Genomic DNA, 15765 nt, shown 5'->3' on the forward strand with positions numbered 1-15765 from the left:
CCGTGCAATGGCGCGAGGGCGCGAAAAAAGGGTGCGCTGCTCCGATCGCGCACGGCCCGACTGGCTGCATCGCGCGGGCCTCGGGCGCTCTCGCCCAAAGGCTCGATGCCGTACCGCGCCGCAAGGACCCCATGCTCGCGGAGTTTTGGCATAAGGGTTCTCAGCCCCCAGGGCACGCTGGCCTAGGCGGCTCCGCTCGCTTATAATGAGGAATGCCGATGCTCGCCGCGTTACACGGCAGCGCTTCCCTTGAAAGGCGGTGATCCCATGGCCCTGGCCCACTACCAGCTGATGAACAAGAACACGCCCGTGCTCTCGTTCGAGTACAATCTGGATGAGCACAAGGCCGTGCGCATCACCGGTATCGACCAAGCCGAGGCGGCCCCCTTTGGCTTGGCGGATCGTCGGGGAGACATTTCCAAGGCGGAACTCAACTACTGGTGGCGCCATCGGGCCATTCCCGCCTCCCGTGCCCAGATTAAACGGCTGCTCGAGAACTTGCAGCTGGACAGCACCCTCGAACTGGCCGAGAAGAGCTTCGGGCTGTCGCTGTCGGACCGCTATTGGCTGAACGATCTCGATGATCCGAAAACCTGGGACGCCGTCAACTTCTTCGACAACGACTTCAGCGACGACCTGGGTTTCCTCACCCTGGGCCAAGACTCGGCGGGATCATCTCCCGACACACCCGACTACAAAAGCGTGGCGCTGTCCTCCCCCAACAGCACCCTCGGCGGTGATTTGCTCAAGAAATGGAAGATCATCGACGGGCAGCGTGTGCTGCTGAAATCGGGCGTGGGCTTCGTAAACCAGGAGCCCTACAACGAGATGATTGCCACGCAACTGCATGAGCGGCTCATGGAGCCGGGAAAGTTCACTCCCTACTGGCTTTTCGAGGACGGACGCCGCGTGTACTCGGCCTGCGGGAACATGCTCGGCCCCGACGAGGAGCTGGTGGCTGCCTGGGATCTCATCCGCAACGTGAAGCAGCCGAACAATCTGTCCGATCTGAGGTTCTATGTGCGCCGCTGCGAGGATATGGGGCTTGACGGCGATGCCGTGATGGACGCCCTCGCCAAAATGTTCGCCGGCGATTTCGTGCTGGCCAACCGCGACCGGCACTACCGCAACTTCGGCGTCATCCGCAACGTGGAAACGTTGGAAGTCACCCGACTTGCCCCCGTGTTCGACACCGGCTCGTGCCTGTGGTCTGATGCCGAGTTTCTGGACGTGCCCGGCGATTTCCTGTACATGGCCAAGCCCTTCAAGGCGGCCGGCATGCGCCCCGAAGATCAGCTGCGCCTGTTCGAGGGCCACTTCGGCTGGCTCGACGTCGCGAAGCTGGCCGACTTTCCCGACGAGGTGCGCGCTATCTTGAGCCGCAACCCTAACATTCCCGAGCACCGCATCGAGCGCATAGCCCGCGCCGTGGAGCAGAAAATCGACCTGCTGGGCCGTATCGCGAAATAGGCCCCTCCTTGTCGCAGGAAATCTGGCAGCTTCAGGCCGCTTGCCGTACCGCCTATTGCCTCGTTGCAAGCAGGCAACAGGCGGCTATGAGCAGAAAGGAGGCTCCCTTGGGAGCCTCCTTTCTGCGATCGGGAACGGAATGGGCGCTCGCGGACGCGCGACCGGTGTGACGGGACCTACTCTCCGCCGGCAACGGAGCCGGCCGGCGCACCGGCGCCGCGGCCGCTGCCGAGCCCGGCGCGACCGAGGTCGTAGTTGGTGAGCAGCAGCTCGGCGTCCCGGGCGATGGAGTCGCGCTTGCGGGGCGCGGGAATGGAACCGGTGCCCTCGTTGAACACCAGCTCCTCGCCGTCCTCGCCCACGGTGACGTCCACCACGCTGCCGCTCGTCCAGCGGCCCTCCAGGATCTGCTCGGACAGCGGATCCTCCAACAGGCGCTGGATGGCCCGGCGCAGCGGGCGCGCGCCGAAGGCGGTGTCGGTACCCTCGCGGGCCACGAGCTTCTTGGCCGCCTCGTCCAGGTTGATGGTCATGTTCTGGGCGATCATGCGCTCGCGCAGCTCGGCCACCATAAGGTCCACGATCTGCACGATCTCGTCCTCGGTCAGGCTCTTGAACACGATGATCTCGTCGATGCGGTTCAAGAACTCGGGCCGGAAAGCGTTCTTCAGCTCGTGCATCACCCGGCTCTTGATCTCCTTGTCGGAAAGCCCGTTCTGCCCCGAGTTGGAGAAACCGAGCGTGGTGGTGGTCGTGATGTCGCGGGCGCCCACGTTCGACGTCATGATGATAACCGTGTTGCGGAAGTCAACGGTGCGCCCCTGGGCATCGGTCAGGCGACCCTCCTCCAGGATCTGCAGCAGGATGTTGAACACATCCGGGTGGGCCTTCTCGATCTCGTCGAACAGCACCACCGAATAGGGGCGCTGGCGCACGGCCTTGGTGAGCTGGCCGCCCTCGTCGAAGCCCACGTAGCCCGGAGGCGAGCCCACCAGGCGCGACACCGTGTGCTTCTCCATGTACTCGGACATGTCGAAGGACAGCAGCGCGTCCTCGGAGTTGAACAGGAACTCGGCCAGCGACTTCGCCAGCTCAGTCTTGCCCACGCCCGAGGGGCCCAGGAAGATGAACGAGCCCGCCGGGCGCTTCGGGTCCTTCAGACCGCTGCGGCTGCGGCGGATGGCCTTGGACAGGGCGGTCACGGCCTCGTCCTGGCCGATGATGCGCTCGTGGAGCACGCCCTCCATGCGCAGCAGCTTCTCGGTCTCGGCCTCGGTGAGGTTGCTCACGGGCACGCCGGTGGACATGGACACCACGTCGGCGATGTCCTCCACGGTCACCTGCTGCACGGTCTTGGAGGTGTCCTCCTCCCACTGCTTCTCGGCCTCTTCGCGGTCCTTCTTCACGGCCTCTTCCTCGTCGCGCAGCTCGGCGGCGCGCTCGAAGTTCTGGTCGCCGATGGCGCGATCCTTCTCGGCGCGGATCTTGCGCAGCTTCTCATCGAGATCGCGCAGCTCCTTGGGCAGGGTCATGTTGCGGATGCGCATGCGGGCGCCGGCCTCATCCATGACGTCGATGGCCTTGTCGGGCAGGTAGCGGTCCTGGATGTAGCGGTTCGCCAGCTGCACGGCGGCGGTCAGGGCGTCGTCGGTGAAGTGCACGCCGTGGTGCGCCTCGTACTTGTCGCGCAGGCCCTCCATGATGCGCACGGCCTGCTCCTCGTTGGGCTCGTTGATGGTGAGCGGTTGGAAGCGGCGCTCCAGGGCCGAGTCCTTTTCCAGGTGCTTGCGGTACTCCTCCAGGGTGGTGGCGCCGATGATCTGAATCTCGCCGCGGGACAGCGGGGGCTTCAGAATGGCGGCCGCGTCGATGGAGCCCTCGGCCGAGCCGGCGCCGATGATGGTGTGGATCTCGTCGATGAACAGCAGCACGTCGCCGGCGTCCATGACCTCCTTGATGACCTTCTTCAGGCGCTCCTCGAACTCGCCGCGGTACTTGGAACCGGCCACGAGCGCCGACACGTCCAGCGTGATGAGGCGCTTGCCGCGCAGGATGTCGGGCACCTGGTTGCTCACGATGAGCTGGGCCAGCCCCTCGGCGATGGCCGTCTTGCCCACGCCGGGCTCGCCCAGGATGAGCGGGTTGTTCTTCTGGCGACGGGACAGGATCTGCATGACGCGCTCGATTTCCGAGGCGCGGCCGATGACCGGGTCCAGCTTGCCGTCGCGGGCCTTCTTCGTGAGATCGGTGCCGAACTCGGTGAGCATGGAATCCGACGAGGCCGGCCCGTCGAAGCCGGAGCGACCCGCGTAGACAGGCGACTGGCCCACCAGATCGTTCAGGGCGCCGCGCACATCATCGCCGGACACGTTCAGGCGACCGAGCACTTCCAGAGCCGTGCCCTCGCCCTCGCGCACGATGCCCAAGAGCAAGTGCTCGGTGGAGATGTAGGACTGGCCCATCTGCATGGCCTCGCGCAGGGAGTTCTCCAGCACGCGCTTCACCCGCGGCGTGAAGGACAAATGCCCCGACACGTCGGCGTCCTCGTCGATGGTGACCACCTGGCGGATGGCCTGCACCACCCCATCGTAGGTGACGTTCAGGCGATCGAGGGCCTGGGCGGCCAGGCCGTCCTTCTCCTGGATAAGGCCCAAGAGAATATGCTCGGTGCCCACGTAGGGCTGATGGAGCGCACGCGCCTCATCCTGAGCCAGGACCAGCACTTTGCGTGCTTTGTCCGTGAATTTCTCGAATGACATGGTTTCCTCGTTCCTTCGTTGGTGCCCCGCGGCAAAGGTTCTCTCTCGCTAGCAGACAGGCCGGGCACGAAATATAGTTCCCGAGCAGTTTAGCACTCACGCGGGCGAATTGCTAAAGCATGGTGCCGAGAAGGGCTGTTTTGTGGGCACGTTGTGAGGGGAAGCGACGCCACAGCCACGCTATCCCCGCCGATCGCCATCTGAGGCAGCCTCGCCCTCGCCAGCGGCCCCTTCCCCTACGCCCGCGCGTTCGGCTTCATCGCGGTCGTCTTGGCGGGCGTCTTCGCGGCGCACGTCGCGCTCGATCTTGCGCAGGTTCGCGTTCTGGAACTCGGCCACGAAGCCAGCGGAGAAGATACCGCCGGGAATGGCCACCAAGGCCACGGAGAGGAACATGATGACGGAGCCCACGATGCGCCCGGCCGGCGTAATGGGCACCAAGTCGCCATAGCCGGTACCGGTGATGGTGGTGACGGCCCAGTACACGCCCGACAGCAGGTTGTTGAACTTGTCGGGCTGGGCCGGGTGCTCGATCTCGTACATGACCACACTGGAAACGACCACGAGCAGGGCGATAACCAGAAAGGCCGCCACAATCTCGTGGTAGTGCTTCGCGATGACGCGGCCGATAGTGCGCAGGCCCCGCATGTAGCGGGAAATCTTCACGAGGCGCACCAGACGCACCACATTGATGACGTTCAGCAGCACGGGCGTGACGGGCACGAACCAGGCCACCATATTCGGCCCGAAGGAGAGCAGATCAATGAGGCCCCAGGGCGAGCAGATATAGCGCAGCCGCGCCCGGGCCGGCGTGCAGTTGCCGAAGGCCAGATCGGCAATCCAGATGCGGGCGAAGTACTCGACGCAGAAGCAGACCGTGGAAAAGCGGTAGAAGCCGGCGACCACGTCGGCCGTGACGGGATCGAGCCCCGGCTGGGTGGACACGAACACCACCACCGCGTTCAGCAGGATGAGCACGAACAGCGCCCCGCCCACGATGCGGGCCGGCCAGCTGGCACGGCGCAAGTTCTCCAGCGCGTAGAACGTCTCGCGCTTCAGTTCGTTGGTGTGGGCCAGCTTAAGCCGCCGACGGAACCGCTCGGCGCGCTCGCTCTCCCGATGCCGCCCCATGGCCGCACCTCCTCTCGCGCCAGATCGGTCGTCTCTTTCGCATTTGCCTCTCGCTGACGCCTATTCTAGAAACAGATGGGCCCGCGCAGCTCAGCACGGACCCATCTGTAGGTAAGTTGGTAACTGTTCGCTTAGTACAGCTTGGCGCCGGCGGGGATGCGGTCGTCCACCATGAGCAGGTTCAGGCGCTCCTCGGGCTCGCCGTCCTCGCCCGGCACTTCGTGCACGGCGCTGATGATCATGCCGCACGAGTCGATGCCCATCATCTTGCGTGGCGGCAAGTTGGTGATGGCGATGAGCGTCTTGCCCACCAGCTCCTCCGGCTCATAGTAGGCGTGGATGCCCGACAGGATGGTGCGGTCGGCCCCGGTGCCGTCGTCCAGGGTGAACTGGAGCAGCTTCTTGGACTTGGGAACGGCGATGCACTCCCTCACCTTCACGGCGCGGAAGTCGGACTTGCTGAAGGTGTCGAAGTCCACCTCGTCGGCGAACAGGGGCTCGATGACCACGTCGGCGAAGTCCATGGGAGCCGCAGAGGCCACTGGGGCATCGCCCGTCGGGGCCGCAGCCTCAGCTGCAGACGGAGCCGCGGACGCAGCGTTGCCACCCACCGGCACTTCATCCTTCATGTGAGGGAAGAGCAGCACGTCGCGGATGGAGGGCGCATCGGTGAGCAGCATGACCATGCGGTCGATGCCGATGCCCACGCCTCCCGCCGGCGGCATACCGTACTCCAGGGCGCGGATGTAGTCGGCGTCGAAGCCCATGGCCTCGTCGTCGCCCATGTCCTTGGCCTCCACCTGAGCGCGGAAGCGCTCGGCCTGGTCCACCGGGTCGTTCAGCTCGGTGAAGGCGTTGGCGTATTCGTGGCCTAAGATGAACAGCTCGAAGCGCTGGGTGAGCTCGGGATTCTCGGGATCCTTCTTCGCGAGCGGGGAAATCTCCAGGGGATGATCGATGACGAAGGTAGGCTGGATGAGCTTCTCCTCGGCCACGGCCTCGAAGATCTCGCTGATGAGCTTGCCCTTGCCCCAGGCCGCTTCCGCATGGCCGCCGTGCTTCTCCAGAATGGCCACGAGCTCCTCGCGGCTGCGCTTGAAGGATACCTCCTCGCCGGTGTGCTCGCTGGCCAGCTCCATCATGGAGGCGCGGCGCCAGGTGCCGGACAGGTCCACCGCCGTGCCCTGGTACTCGATCTGCAGGCTGCCGCAGGCGGCCTCGGCCGCGGCCTTGATGCAACCCTCGGTGAGATCCATCATGCCGTCCAGGTCGCTGAAGGCCGCGTAAGCCTCCATGGTGGTGAACTCGGGGTTGTGGTACGGGTCCATACCCTCGTTGCGGAACTGGCGGCCGATCTCGAACACCTTCTCGAAACCGCCCACGAGCAAACGCTTCAACGGCAGCTCCGTGGCAATGCGCAGGTAGTAGTCGCGATCCAACGCGTTGAAGTGCGTGATGAAGGGCTTCGCGTTCGCGCCGCCGATGATGGCGTGCAGAAACGGGGTCTCCACCTCGTAGAAGCCCTCATCCTCCATGTAGCGGCGAATGGCCGACACGATCTTGAAGCGGCGCTCGAAGGTAGTGCGCACCTCGGGGTTCATGACCAGATCCACATAGCGCTGGCGGTAGCGGGTCTCCTTGTCCGTGAGCCCGTGGAACTTCTCGGGCAAGGGGCGCAGCGACTTGCTCATAAGCTCGAAAGAGTCCACGGCCACGGACAGCTGGCCCCGGCGGGTGCGCATCATGGTGCCGGTGACGGCAATCCAGTCGCCCACGTCCAGATCGCACAGATCGGCGAAACGCTCCTCGCCCAGGGCGTTGATGCGGCAGAACAGCTGGATGTCGCAACCGGACTCGCGCAGCTCCAAAAAGGCGATCTTGCCCTGCACGCGCTTGGCCATAATTCGGCCGGCGATGGTGACCGCATCCTCGGTGGAATCGCCGTCCCCCAGATGAGCGTACTGCTCGTTCAGCGCACCCACGCTGTGGCTGCGCTCGATGGCATGGCCGTAGGGATCCACGCCCGCGGCAATCAGCGCCGAGCGCTTAGCCCGGCGCACCTCGATGGGATCGTCTTCGATTACCTCAGCAATTTCTTCAGCCATATTAGTGCTCGATCTTGACGATGGTCAGCTTGATGTCGCGGCCAGTGGGGCCGGTGGTGGTCACCTCGTCGCCCTTCTTGCGGCCGAGCAGCGCCTGGCCCACGGGGGACTCGTTGGAGATCTTGCCCTCGGCGGCATCGGACTCGGCGCCGCCCACGATGGTGAACACGCGCTCGCGGCCGTTCATGTCCACCGTGACCACGCTGCCGATATTCACCTTGCTCGAGCGCTTCGGCGTATTCACCACGGTGGCCTCGGACAGGATGCGGCTGATCTCGGCGATGCGCGCCTCCATCATGCCCTGCTCGTTCTTCGCGTCGTCGTATTCGGAGTTCTCGGAGATGTCGCCGAACTCGCGGGCCACCTTGATGCGCTCGCCGATCTCGGCGCGCTTCTCGGTCTCCAGGTAGTGAAGCTCCTCTTCCAGCTTCTCCTTGCCTTCCTGGGTCAGTACGTAATTGTCGTTTGCCATGATGATGTCCGTTTTCTCTCTTTATACACTGGTGGTGCGCCCGCACAATTATGCGGGCGCACCACGGATTACCTCGTTATGCGAAGGACGAAAGAGGCTACTCGGCCTTCTTCTTCACGACCTTCTTGACGGTCTTCTTAGGGGCCTCGACCGGCTCCTCGACCACTTCCTCAACGACTTCGACAACCTCGTCATCGTCGGCGGCCTCCTCGACCTCTTTCTGGCCGGCGCCCATGCCATCGCGCAGGTTCTTCACCGTCTTGCCGAGGGCGCTGCCGAGTTTGGGCAGGTTCTTCGGGCCGAAGATGAGCAGAATGACGACCAGGATGATAAGGAGCTCGGGAACTCCCATGCCCAAAATCTTCATGCATTCCTCCGTTGAGTCGGGCAAGCGATGCCTGCCGCTGCTTGTCTCAGGCGCGACGCGACGAACAAACCCCGTTAGCCGTCCCCCGTGAGGCGCTCCTTTGTGCGCGGGCAATGGTAGCACAAACGCCGAGGCCGCGACCGAACTCGCACAAATACTTCAACGATGGGCGCCACGGGGCGCCTGTGGCCGGTCCGGCCCTAGCGCTCGCTTTCCACCAGGTCGATAAGCTCTTGGCGATCGTGCACGTCGAGCTTGCGGTACAAATGACTCAGATGTGCGTTCACTGTGCCCGCCGTCAGGCCCAGCTCCTCGCGGATGCGCGGCGTGGAGCGGCCCTTGGCCACCAGCACGAGCACCTCCTCCTCGCGCTCGGTCAGATTGAAGTCGACCCGCAGCTGATGGCAGCGCTCGCGGAAGGGGCGGCGCCCGAAACGGCCGCCCCCGAGCAGCCGGGCCATGGTGCTCTCGGTGAACAGAAACAGATAGGCGAAGAACAGCAGGCACACGCACAGAAGCGTCACGAGACTCAGTAGCCGCGGGGTGACGGCCACGGTGGACAGCACGAGGGCGCCACCGAAAGTGCCCGCGAGCAGGCCGGCCGTGCAGGAGGCCCAGCCGATGCCGAAAGCGAACAGGGGCGAGAGGCCGTAGAGCCCCGTGAGGCGAGCGAGCACCACCCACATGAGCAGCATCACCACGCAATAGGTGACGACCCCCGCCGCATCGGCCGCGAAAGACCCCGGCTCGAGCAGGGGCAGCAGGAGCATCACGAAGCCGAGGGCGAATACCGAGGTCTTGTAGGCAGCGGCAAAATCGGGGGATGTGGCCGACAGGAGCGGGCCGCACACAATGACGATGGCACCGATGGTGGCCATGAGGAACAGCCACGGATAGGAGCCGTCGCTCACAATAGGCGTCCCGGCCAGGAAGAACGACCGAGCGAAGGATCCGGCCAAGGAGAGCACCCCCAGTGAGAAGACGGCCCGCACCGAGAAAGCGCCCTGGTGGAGCGCCGGCTTCCCCACCTCCTCCGTCGTGCGCCACACGCCGAGACCCTGGAACAGGATGGCGCCGACCCCTATGGGCAGCGCGCTGGTGATGACGACGGCGGCCAGTTTCGGCAGCATGACCGTCAGCGCGAACAACACTGCGGCAAGCAGGAACGCCGACGCCGTCTTCACGGTGACCTCCACGATGTTCAGGCGCCGCAGCACATCGCCCCAGGCGAGATAGAGCACCCCCAAGCCAACGCCGGAAATAGCCGCGGCGATGGAGCACCAGGGCTGGCGGAACACCTCGCTGACATCCACAATGGCGAGCACGATGGTGCTCAGCACGAGGGCCACCGGAGCCGCCCAGCGCAGCACGGGACGCCCCATGGCCCGGGAAAAGACCCCCGCCTGGCCGGCGGCCACCAAGAGCACCGCCACGAGGCCCAAGCTCGAGTAGCCCACCACACTGTTGAAATGGCTCACATCGTTGCGCGTGGAATAGTGGATGGCCGGGCTGAAGAACGTGATGAACTGCCACGCCAGCATGAGCGCCAGACCCCACACCCGGCGATCGAGCACATCGCCAAGGGTCACCGAGCCCCACGAGAGACGGGCATCGGCATCCGAGGGCAAGGCCGGCCCGGCCCCTCCCGATTGTGTCATAAATTCCTCCCAACTCTTTCCCGTCTTCCGAAGCCGGGAAAGCCTCCTTGGCGCGATTCTAGCACAAAAGACGGGAAGCCGGTGCACGCGAACCTGTCATATAAAACATATATCGTCCCAGCTCAAAGCCTTGTTTTCAAAATATAGGAAACGCACGATTTTCTCTGGGAGCCAAAAACGCTACGGTGGCATACGTCGCGAGAGGCGACCCCCGCAAGGCCCAGGGATGCTGCGCTCATGGTTAGTCGATCGAAGGGGAAGGGGAGGTTTTTCGGATGCAGCGGGTGTCGCGGGGATACCGACAAGAGGAGGTCTTATGGCTGAATTCACCAGACGCACGTTGCTCAAGGGCGCCGCCGCCCTCGGTGCCGCAGCGATGCTCGGCGGCTGCGCGCCGCAAACGCTCGAGGAAGACGAGCTGTCCCAGACCGGTGGCGAGGAAGGTCCCGAGCCGGTTATCGAAGTCAAGCACGCCTGGTGCAAGATGTGCGGTCCCGCCCGCACCCACTGCTCCACCCTGTGCACCATCAAGGACGGCCGCTGGGTGCACGTGGAGGGCAATCCCGAGGCCGGCAACAACTTCGGCCGCGGCTCGAAGACGCTGTGCGCCAAGGGCAACGCCGCCATGCACACCGTGTACGCCCCGAACCGCCTGCTGTACCCCATGAAGCGCGTGGGCGAGAAGGGCGAGGGCAAGTTCGAGCAGATCACCTGGGACCAGGCCCTCGACGAGATCGCCGCGAAGCTGCAAGAGCAGAAGGAGCAATACGGCGCCGAGTCCTACGGCGTGCTCTCCCCACAGTTCTACGCGGTGCTCGGCTCCCTCGGCCGCCGTTTCCTGAACGTGCACGGCTCGCCGAACTACCTGCACTCCGCCATCTGCAATTCCCAGCGCATGTTCTCGCGCCTGGTCACCCTGGGCGGTCCGGAGCACGCGAAGGCCACCGACACGGCCCCCGGCCAGCTGGACAAGTGCAAGCTGCTCGTCGTGTGGGGCTACAACTCCGAGAACTCCGCCATCAACCAGGGCAACCCCAACAAGCGCCTGGATTCCCAGGAAGGCGGCATGACGGTCATCGACATCCGTCCCATGCAGGAGGGGCTGGGCTCCCACGCCGATTACTGGCTGCCCGTCATCCCCGGCACCGACGGCGCCTTGGCCCTGGCCTTCCTGAACGTCATCATCGGCGAGGATCTCTACGACCACGACTTCGTGGAGAACTGGTGCCTCGGCTTCGACGAGCTGGCCGAGCACGTCAAGCAGTTCCCGCCCTCTTGGGCCGCCCCCATCACGGGCATTCCCGAGGAGCGCATCATCGAAGTGGCCCGTCTCATGGGCACCACCAAGCCCATGGGCATCAACATCGGCAACGGCATCGGTGACCAGTCGGCTGACGGCCACTGGACCGTGGCCTGCGCCTGCCTCATCGAGGCCATCACCGGCAACCTCGGCATCGCCGGCGGCGGCGGGGCCGGCATGGTCATGCCCGAGCCGCTCATCAAGACGAAGCCCATCGATCTTTTGAGCGACCGCCTGCCGGCCAGCGAAGAGGACACCGCCAACGGCTGGATGCCCGGCGTGGCCAAGCTCGTCGGCCCCGAGACGCCCCGCTGGTTCCAGGACATGGTGACCCAGGAGTCCGGCCCCACCACGGCCTACAACAAGGGCATCCAGTCCATTCTCAGCGAGAAGCCCTATCCGCTGCGCTTCATCTTCGCTCAGTCGTCCAACCCCATGTCCGCCACCCGCCAGCCCAAGACCGTGGCCGAGGCCCTGAAGAAGCTCGACTACTACGTGGTGATGGACGTGGCCTGGAACTCCTCCTGCGACTACGCCGACATCGTGCTGCCGGCCACGACCCAGTACGAGTCCACCGACCAGTTCGCCACGAAGAACTCTCCGGCCGGCACGTTTATCGGCATCAACCAGGTGATCTCCGAGCCCGTGGGCGAGTGCCGCAGCGACTGGCAGTACTATCTGGACCTGGCCGTGAAGATGGGCTACGGCGTCGACTTCTGGAACGGCGACATCGACGCCATGCTCTCCGAGCAGCTGGACGGCTCCGGCGTGACCCTGGAAGAGCTGCGCGAGAAGGGCGGCATCTTCAAGGAGCGCACCGACGGTGCCAAGCCCACCGAGCCGGAGTACCAGAACTACGAGAAGATGTTCGCCACGCTGCCCCAGGGCAAGGTCCAGTGCGTGAACGAGTGGATCGGCGGCAAGCCCAACGCCGACGACACGGGCACGATCGAGCGTCTGCCCGTGTACAAGGGCGCACCGGAGAGCCTCACCGGTACCCCTGAGATCGCTGCGGAGTACCCGCTCGTCATCTCCGACGTGCACGCCTACCGCCTGTGCAACCACAGCTACTACCATGACGTGCCCTACCTGCGCGAGCTGCAGCCGGAGCCCTGGGTGAAGATCAACCCGGCCACGGCGGCCCAGTACGGCATCGCCGACGGCGACTGGGTGCTCATCGAATCGCCCCACGGCTCCATCAAGATGGTAGCCCGCTTCTTCGAGGCCATCCAGCCCAACGTGCTCATGACCAAGCGCGGATGGTGGGAGCCCTGCGACGAGCTGGGTCTGCCCGGCTACGGCAGCCTGGACGGCGGCAGCGAGGTCAACGTGCTGTACGACGACACCATTGCGAACTACGACGGCTTCACTTCGGCTATGGCGAAGCAGACGCTCGTCAAGATCTCGAAGAGTGAGGGGTAAACCATGGCTGAACAGTACGGATTCTACGTCGACACGAGTCGCTGCATCAAATGCTGGGCCTGCGTGGTGGCCTGCAAGCAGTGGCACGAGATTGAGGCCGGCACCGTGTCGCGCCGCAACGTGGCAGAGACCGTCGAGGGCACGTTCCCCGACGTGAAGCGGAAGTTCGAGTCCCTATCCTGCATGCACTGCGAGAACCCCCTGTGCGTGGCGAACTGCCCCACCGGTGCGGTGAGCAAGCGCGAGGAAGACGGCGTGGTAGTCGTGGACGATACGGTCTGCATCGGCTGCAAGACCTGCGAGCAAGCCTGCCCCTTCGGCGTTCCGCAGTATGTGGAAATGGAAGGCGAGGGCTTCAAGATGGACAAGTGCGACACCTGTCTATCCATCGGCCGCGAGGACGACCAGCCCCACTGCGTGCTGACCTGCCCCGTGCAGGCGCTGCACTTCGGCCCGCTCTCCGAGATGGAGGCCCTGGCCGCTGAGAAGGGCGGCGCACGCATGGAGGGCGAGACCGCTCCGAGCGTGTACGTGTCCTAAGCTCCCCCTAGCCGGGCTTTCGGGCCCGGCATCCCGACGGGCGCCGCTCCCCCTCCCCCTGCGGCGCCCGTGCTTTTTGCCTGTACGAGGCGGCCCGGAGCCACCTTTGGCGCTGCCCCGGCCCGCAAGACAGCGCTACCGCCCCTGCGCTAGAATGGCAGGCACTATATCCGCCCCTGCGCCCCGCGGCGCCCGACCCAAGGAGACACCTATGAACACCCCGGAGCTGTCGGCGCTCATGGAAGAGCGCGCCCTCGGGTACCGCTTTCTGGCCCGCGCCTTCCGCGCCGCCCCCGACGCCGCCTTCGTTGGCGCCGTCCTGTCGGCAGCCGACGCCAACGCCGAAGGGCCCCTGGCGCCGTTCTACGCCGAGGCCGTCGAAGCCGACGGCGAGACCCTGCGCATCGACCTGGCCGCCGACTACAACCAGCTGTTCCTGGGCATGAGCGCCCACCCGGTGGCCCCCTACGAGTCGGTGTACACGAGCGAGGAGGGTCTTCTCATGCAGGAGGCCCGGGACGAGGCCCTGCGCGTCTACCGCCTGTGGGGCCTGCGCGTGCCCGAGAGCTTCGATCTGCCCGAAGATCACATTGCCCTGGAACTGGAGCTCATGGCCTGCCTGGCCGACCGCACCCGCGCGGCCGCGGAAGCGGGCGAGGACCCCACGGGGCTCATCGCGGCCCAGCGAGCCTTCCTCAGCGAGCACCTGGGCTGGGCGGCGGCCCTCTGCGATGATGTGGAGAAGCGGGCCCGCACCGCCTTCTACTACGGCATCGCCGGCCTCACCCGCGAGCACCTGGCCGCCGACGAGGCCGTGCTGGGCAGCCTGTAGGGATCCTCCCGCCCCTCTGGGATCGCCCCCCCTCGAGCCGTAATCGCCCCCAAGCCATCGCAACCTCGCAGCCCCGGCCCCGGCAAACCGGGGCGTCATAGGGTACAATGGCCCGGCACAACCCGGGCCGAAGGGAGCACCATGCATCAGATGAGCGATGAGGAATTCGAGCGAGCCATTGAGGAGGCCCTCGACGGGCTGCCCCCGCAGTTCCTGGAGGCTCTGGAGAACGTGGCCGTCGTCTGGGAAGAGGAACCGAGCGCCTACCACTTGGGCTACGAAGGAGACGAATGGGGGGATGGCGCACCATGGAGCGAGGCCGATGATGAGGGCGTCGAGCCGTGGGACGCCGCGGCCGTGAACGACGGGCTGCGGGATGCCACCGGCGACGAAAGAGACGGAGAGGGCGACCTTAACGGCGATCGGCTGCCCGACGACTTGCTCGGGCTCTTCGACGGGCTCTCCCTCGTGGAGCGGGCCGACGGCTACGAGGAGGACTGTCCGGCAGTTATCACCGTGTTCAAGGGCCCCCACGAGCGCTGCTTCGGCGACCGCGACGAGATGGTGGCCGAAATCGGCAAGACCATCATCCACGAGCTGGGCCACTACTTCGGCCTGGACGAAGACCAGCTCGCCGCCATGGGCTACGAGTAAGACCTAGCGAGCTAGCACCGTCACGTTCGGCAACGCAGACTCGTCGATGGTTTTGAGCTGATAGGCATTCTCCAGGTTGAGCCAGAACTGGGCCGTGGTGCCCAGCGCCTTCCCCAGCAACCACGCCATTTCAGGGGTAATGGCCCGGCGGCCGTGGACGATATCGGAAATGGCCGACTGGGGCTTGCCGATGGCCTTCGCGAGCCGATACTGGCTGATACCCAAAGGCTTGAGGAATTCCTCCCGAAGAATTTCGCCCGGCGTTGAAACGATCTCATTGATGGTAGTCACAGAACTCAACTCCTTGCACCTCGCCATGAACCCACGCAAAACAAAGCCTCCACTGTCGATTGACCCGAATGCTGTACTGACCTTCGCGCTCCCCCTTGAGGGCCTCGAGACGATTACCCGGCGGCACGCGCAGATCGCACAGTTGGCACGCCGCATCCAGCATCTGCAACTTCCGATAGAGGCTTCGGCGAATGTCCCGGGGCACCCGCAACGGGGCATAGCCCGCTGGATCGTTCCAAAATAACTCAAGGTCCTTTTGCTTGAATTGCATAGCAGCATCCTTTACTTATGCAATGCAGATATACTACTGTTAAGCAGAAGTATTGTCAACGACAGGAAGCACGTTCCAACTTTCCCACGGTATTGAGCGAGGAGAGCTCTCTGTCCCACTGAGGCATTTTTATCATGGAACTATAGCAATAATGCGTGAACCGTAAAGAAGTTTACTTCATGGGATGCCTCGGTTATCCCCTTGTTCCCTCCTGCGCTACCCCTGGTCACCCGTCTCCCACCTGGAGTTCATGGGGAGAAACAGCCTTGTCTTCGTGGGCCGGCGAAAGAACCTGGAGGTTGATTTTGTCACGCAAGGACCACAAGGGATGGCGTACTTCAAGCTGCAGAAAGTGCTCTCGGCGAAGCGACGTTCTCTCGCGAAAACGCACTCGCCCATGGCAAGATCCCCTTGCATGAGTTAAGGCTCAAAAAGTGTGCTCCCCACGATGAGTAACCGCGAGGTCGTGCTCGATAAATCGACGCCGCAAGTT

The 15765-nt window shown here is 64.5% G+C and carries 13 protein-coding genes; 5 read left to right on the forward strand and 8 right to left on the reverse strand.

The annotated features are described in order from the left end of the window. The first annotated feature begins 267 nt into the window (after positions 1 to 267). Positions 268 to 1470, forward strand: coding sequence for a hypothetical protein (locus AAK988_RS10410; protein WP_369873783.1), 1203 nt, complete (start codon positions 268 to 270; stop codon positions 1468 to 1470). Positions 1471 to 1646: 176 nt separating this feature from the next. Here the strand turns inward: AAK988_RS10410 and AAK988_RS10415 are convergent, their stop codons facing one another. The 6 genes from AAK988_RS10415 to AAK988_RS10440 form a co-directional block, all read right to left on the reverse strand. Further along, entirely contained in the window at positions 1647 to 4229 is a 2583-nt protein-coding gene (locus AAK988_RS10415; protein ID WP_135971068.1) for an ATP-dependent Clp protease ATP-binding subunit, read from the reverse strand. A 180-nt stretch (positions 4230 to 4409) separates the two neighbouring features. Beyond that, complete coding sequence (locus AAK988_RS10420; RefSeq protein WP_369873781.1) at positions 4410 to 5360, reverse strand: ion transporter; 951 nt, start codon at positions 5358 to 5360, stop codon at positions 4410 to 4412. Between the two features lie 131 nt (positions 5361 to 5491). Beyond that, positions 5492 to 7465, reverse strand: coding sequence for a lysine--tRNA ligase (gene lysS / locus AAK988_RS10425; RefSeq protein WP_369880728.1), 1974 nt, complete (start codon positions 7463 to 7465; stop codon positions 5492 to 5494). A gap of 1 nt (position 7466) precedes the next feature. Further along, entirely contained in the window at positions 7467 to 7937 is a 471-nt protein-coding gene (gene greA, locus AAK988_RS10430) for a transcription elongation factor GreA (RefSeq protein WP_135971063.1), read from the reverse strand. Between the two features lie 97 nt (positions 7938 to 8034). Next, positions 8035 to 8304: a twin-arginine translocase TatA/TatE family subunit gene (tatA, locus tag AAK988_RS10435; RefSeq protein ID WP_135970348.1), complete on the reverse strand. Its 270-nt coding sequence runs from the start codon at positions 8302 to 8304 to the stop codon at positions 8035 to 8037. Between the two features lie 200 nt (positions 8305 to 8504). Continuing rightward, positions 8505 to 9962 (reverse strand): helix-turn-helix transcriptional regulator, encoded by a 1458-nt coding sequence (locus AAK988_RS10440; protein ID WP_242369250.1) that lies wholly within the window; start codon positions 9960 to 9962, stop codon positions 8505 to 8507. Between the two features lie 316 nt (positions 9963 to 10278). Between AAK988_RS10440 and AAK988_RS10445 the strand changes: the two genes are divergently transcribed. The 4 genes from AAK988_RS10445 to AAK988_RS10460 all read left to right on the forward strand — a co-directional run bounded on the left by AAK988_RS10445 (position 10279) and on the right by AAK988_RS10460 (position 14710). Continuing rightward, positions 10279 to 12684, forward strand: a complete 2406-nt coding sequence (locus AAK988_RS10445) for a molybdopterin-containing oxidoreductase family protein (RefSeq protein ID WP_369880729.1) — start codon at positions 10279 to 10281, stop codon at positions 12682 to 12684. Positions 12685 to 12687: 3 nt separating this feature from the next. Further along, on the forward strand, positions 12688 to 13224 hold the full coding sequence (locus AAK988_RS10450) for a 4Fe-4S dicluster domain-containing protein (RefSeq protein ID WP_369880730.1): 537 nt from the start codon (positions 12688 to 12690) through the stop codon (positions 13222 to 13224). A gap of 211 nt (positions 13225 to 13435) precedes the next feature. After that, the gene (locus AAK988_RS10455) at positions 13436 to 14056 is read left to right on the forward strand and encodes a TorD/DmsD family molecular chaperone (protein ID WP_172711553.1); all 621 of its coding nucleotides are present in this window, start codon (positions 13436 to 13438) and stop codon (positions 14054 to 14056) included. Positions 14057 to 14197: 141 nt separating this feature from the next. Further along, entirely contained in the window at positions 14198 to 14710 is a 513-nt protein-coding gene (locus AAK988_RS10460) for a metallopeptidase family protein (RefSeq protein WP_369880731.1), read from the forward strand. Between the two features lie 3 nt (positions 14711 to 14713). Here the strand turns inward: AAK988_RS10460 and AAK988_RS10465 are convergent, their stop codons facing one another. Continuing rightward, a complete protein-coding gene (locus AAK988_RS10465; protein WP_369880732.1) occupies positions 14714 to 15001 on the reverse strand; it encodes a HigA family addiction module antitoxin in 288 nt (95 codons plus the stop codon). After that, a complete protein-coding gene (locus AAK988_RS10470) occupies positions 14985 to 15272 on the reverse strand; it encodes a type II toxin-antitoxin system RelE/ParE family toxin (RefSeq protein ID WP_369880733.1) in 288 nt (95 codons plus the stop codon). Before AAK988_RS10470 ends, AAK988_RS10465 begins: the two co-directional genes overlap by 17 nt. Positions 15273 to 15765 lie beyond the last annotated feature (493 nt).

The sequence above is a fragment of the Adlercreutzia muris genome, from assembly GCF_041223505.1.
GTDB classification, from domain to species: Bacteria; Actinomycetota; Coriobacteriia; order Coriobacteriales; family Eggerthellaceae; genus Adlercreutzia; species Adlercreutzia muris.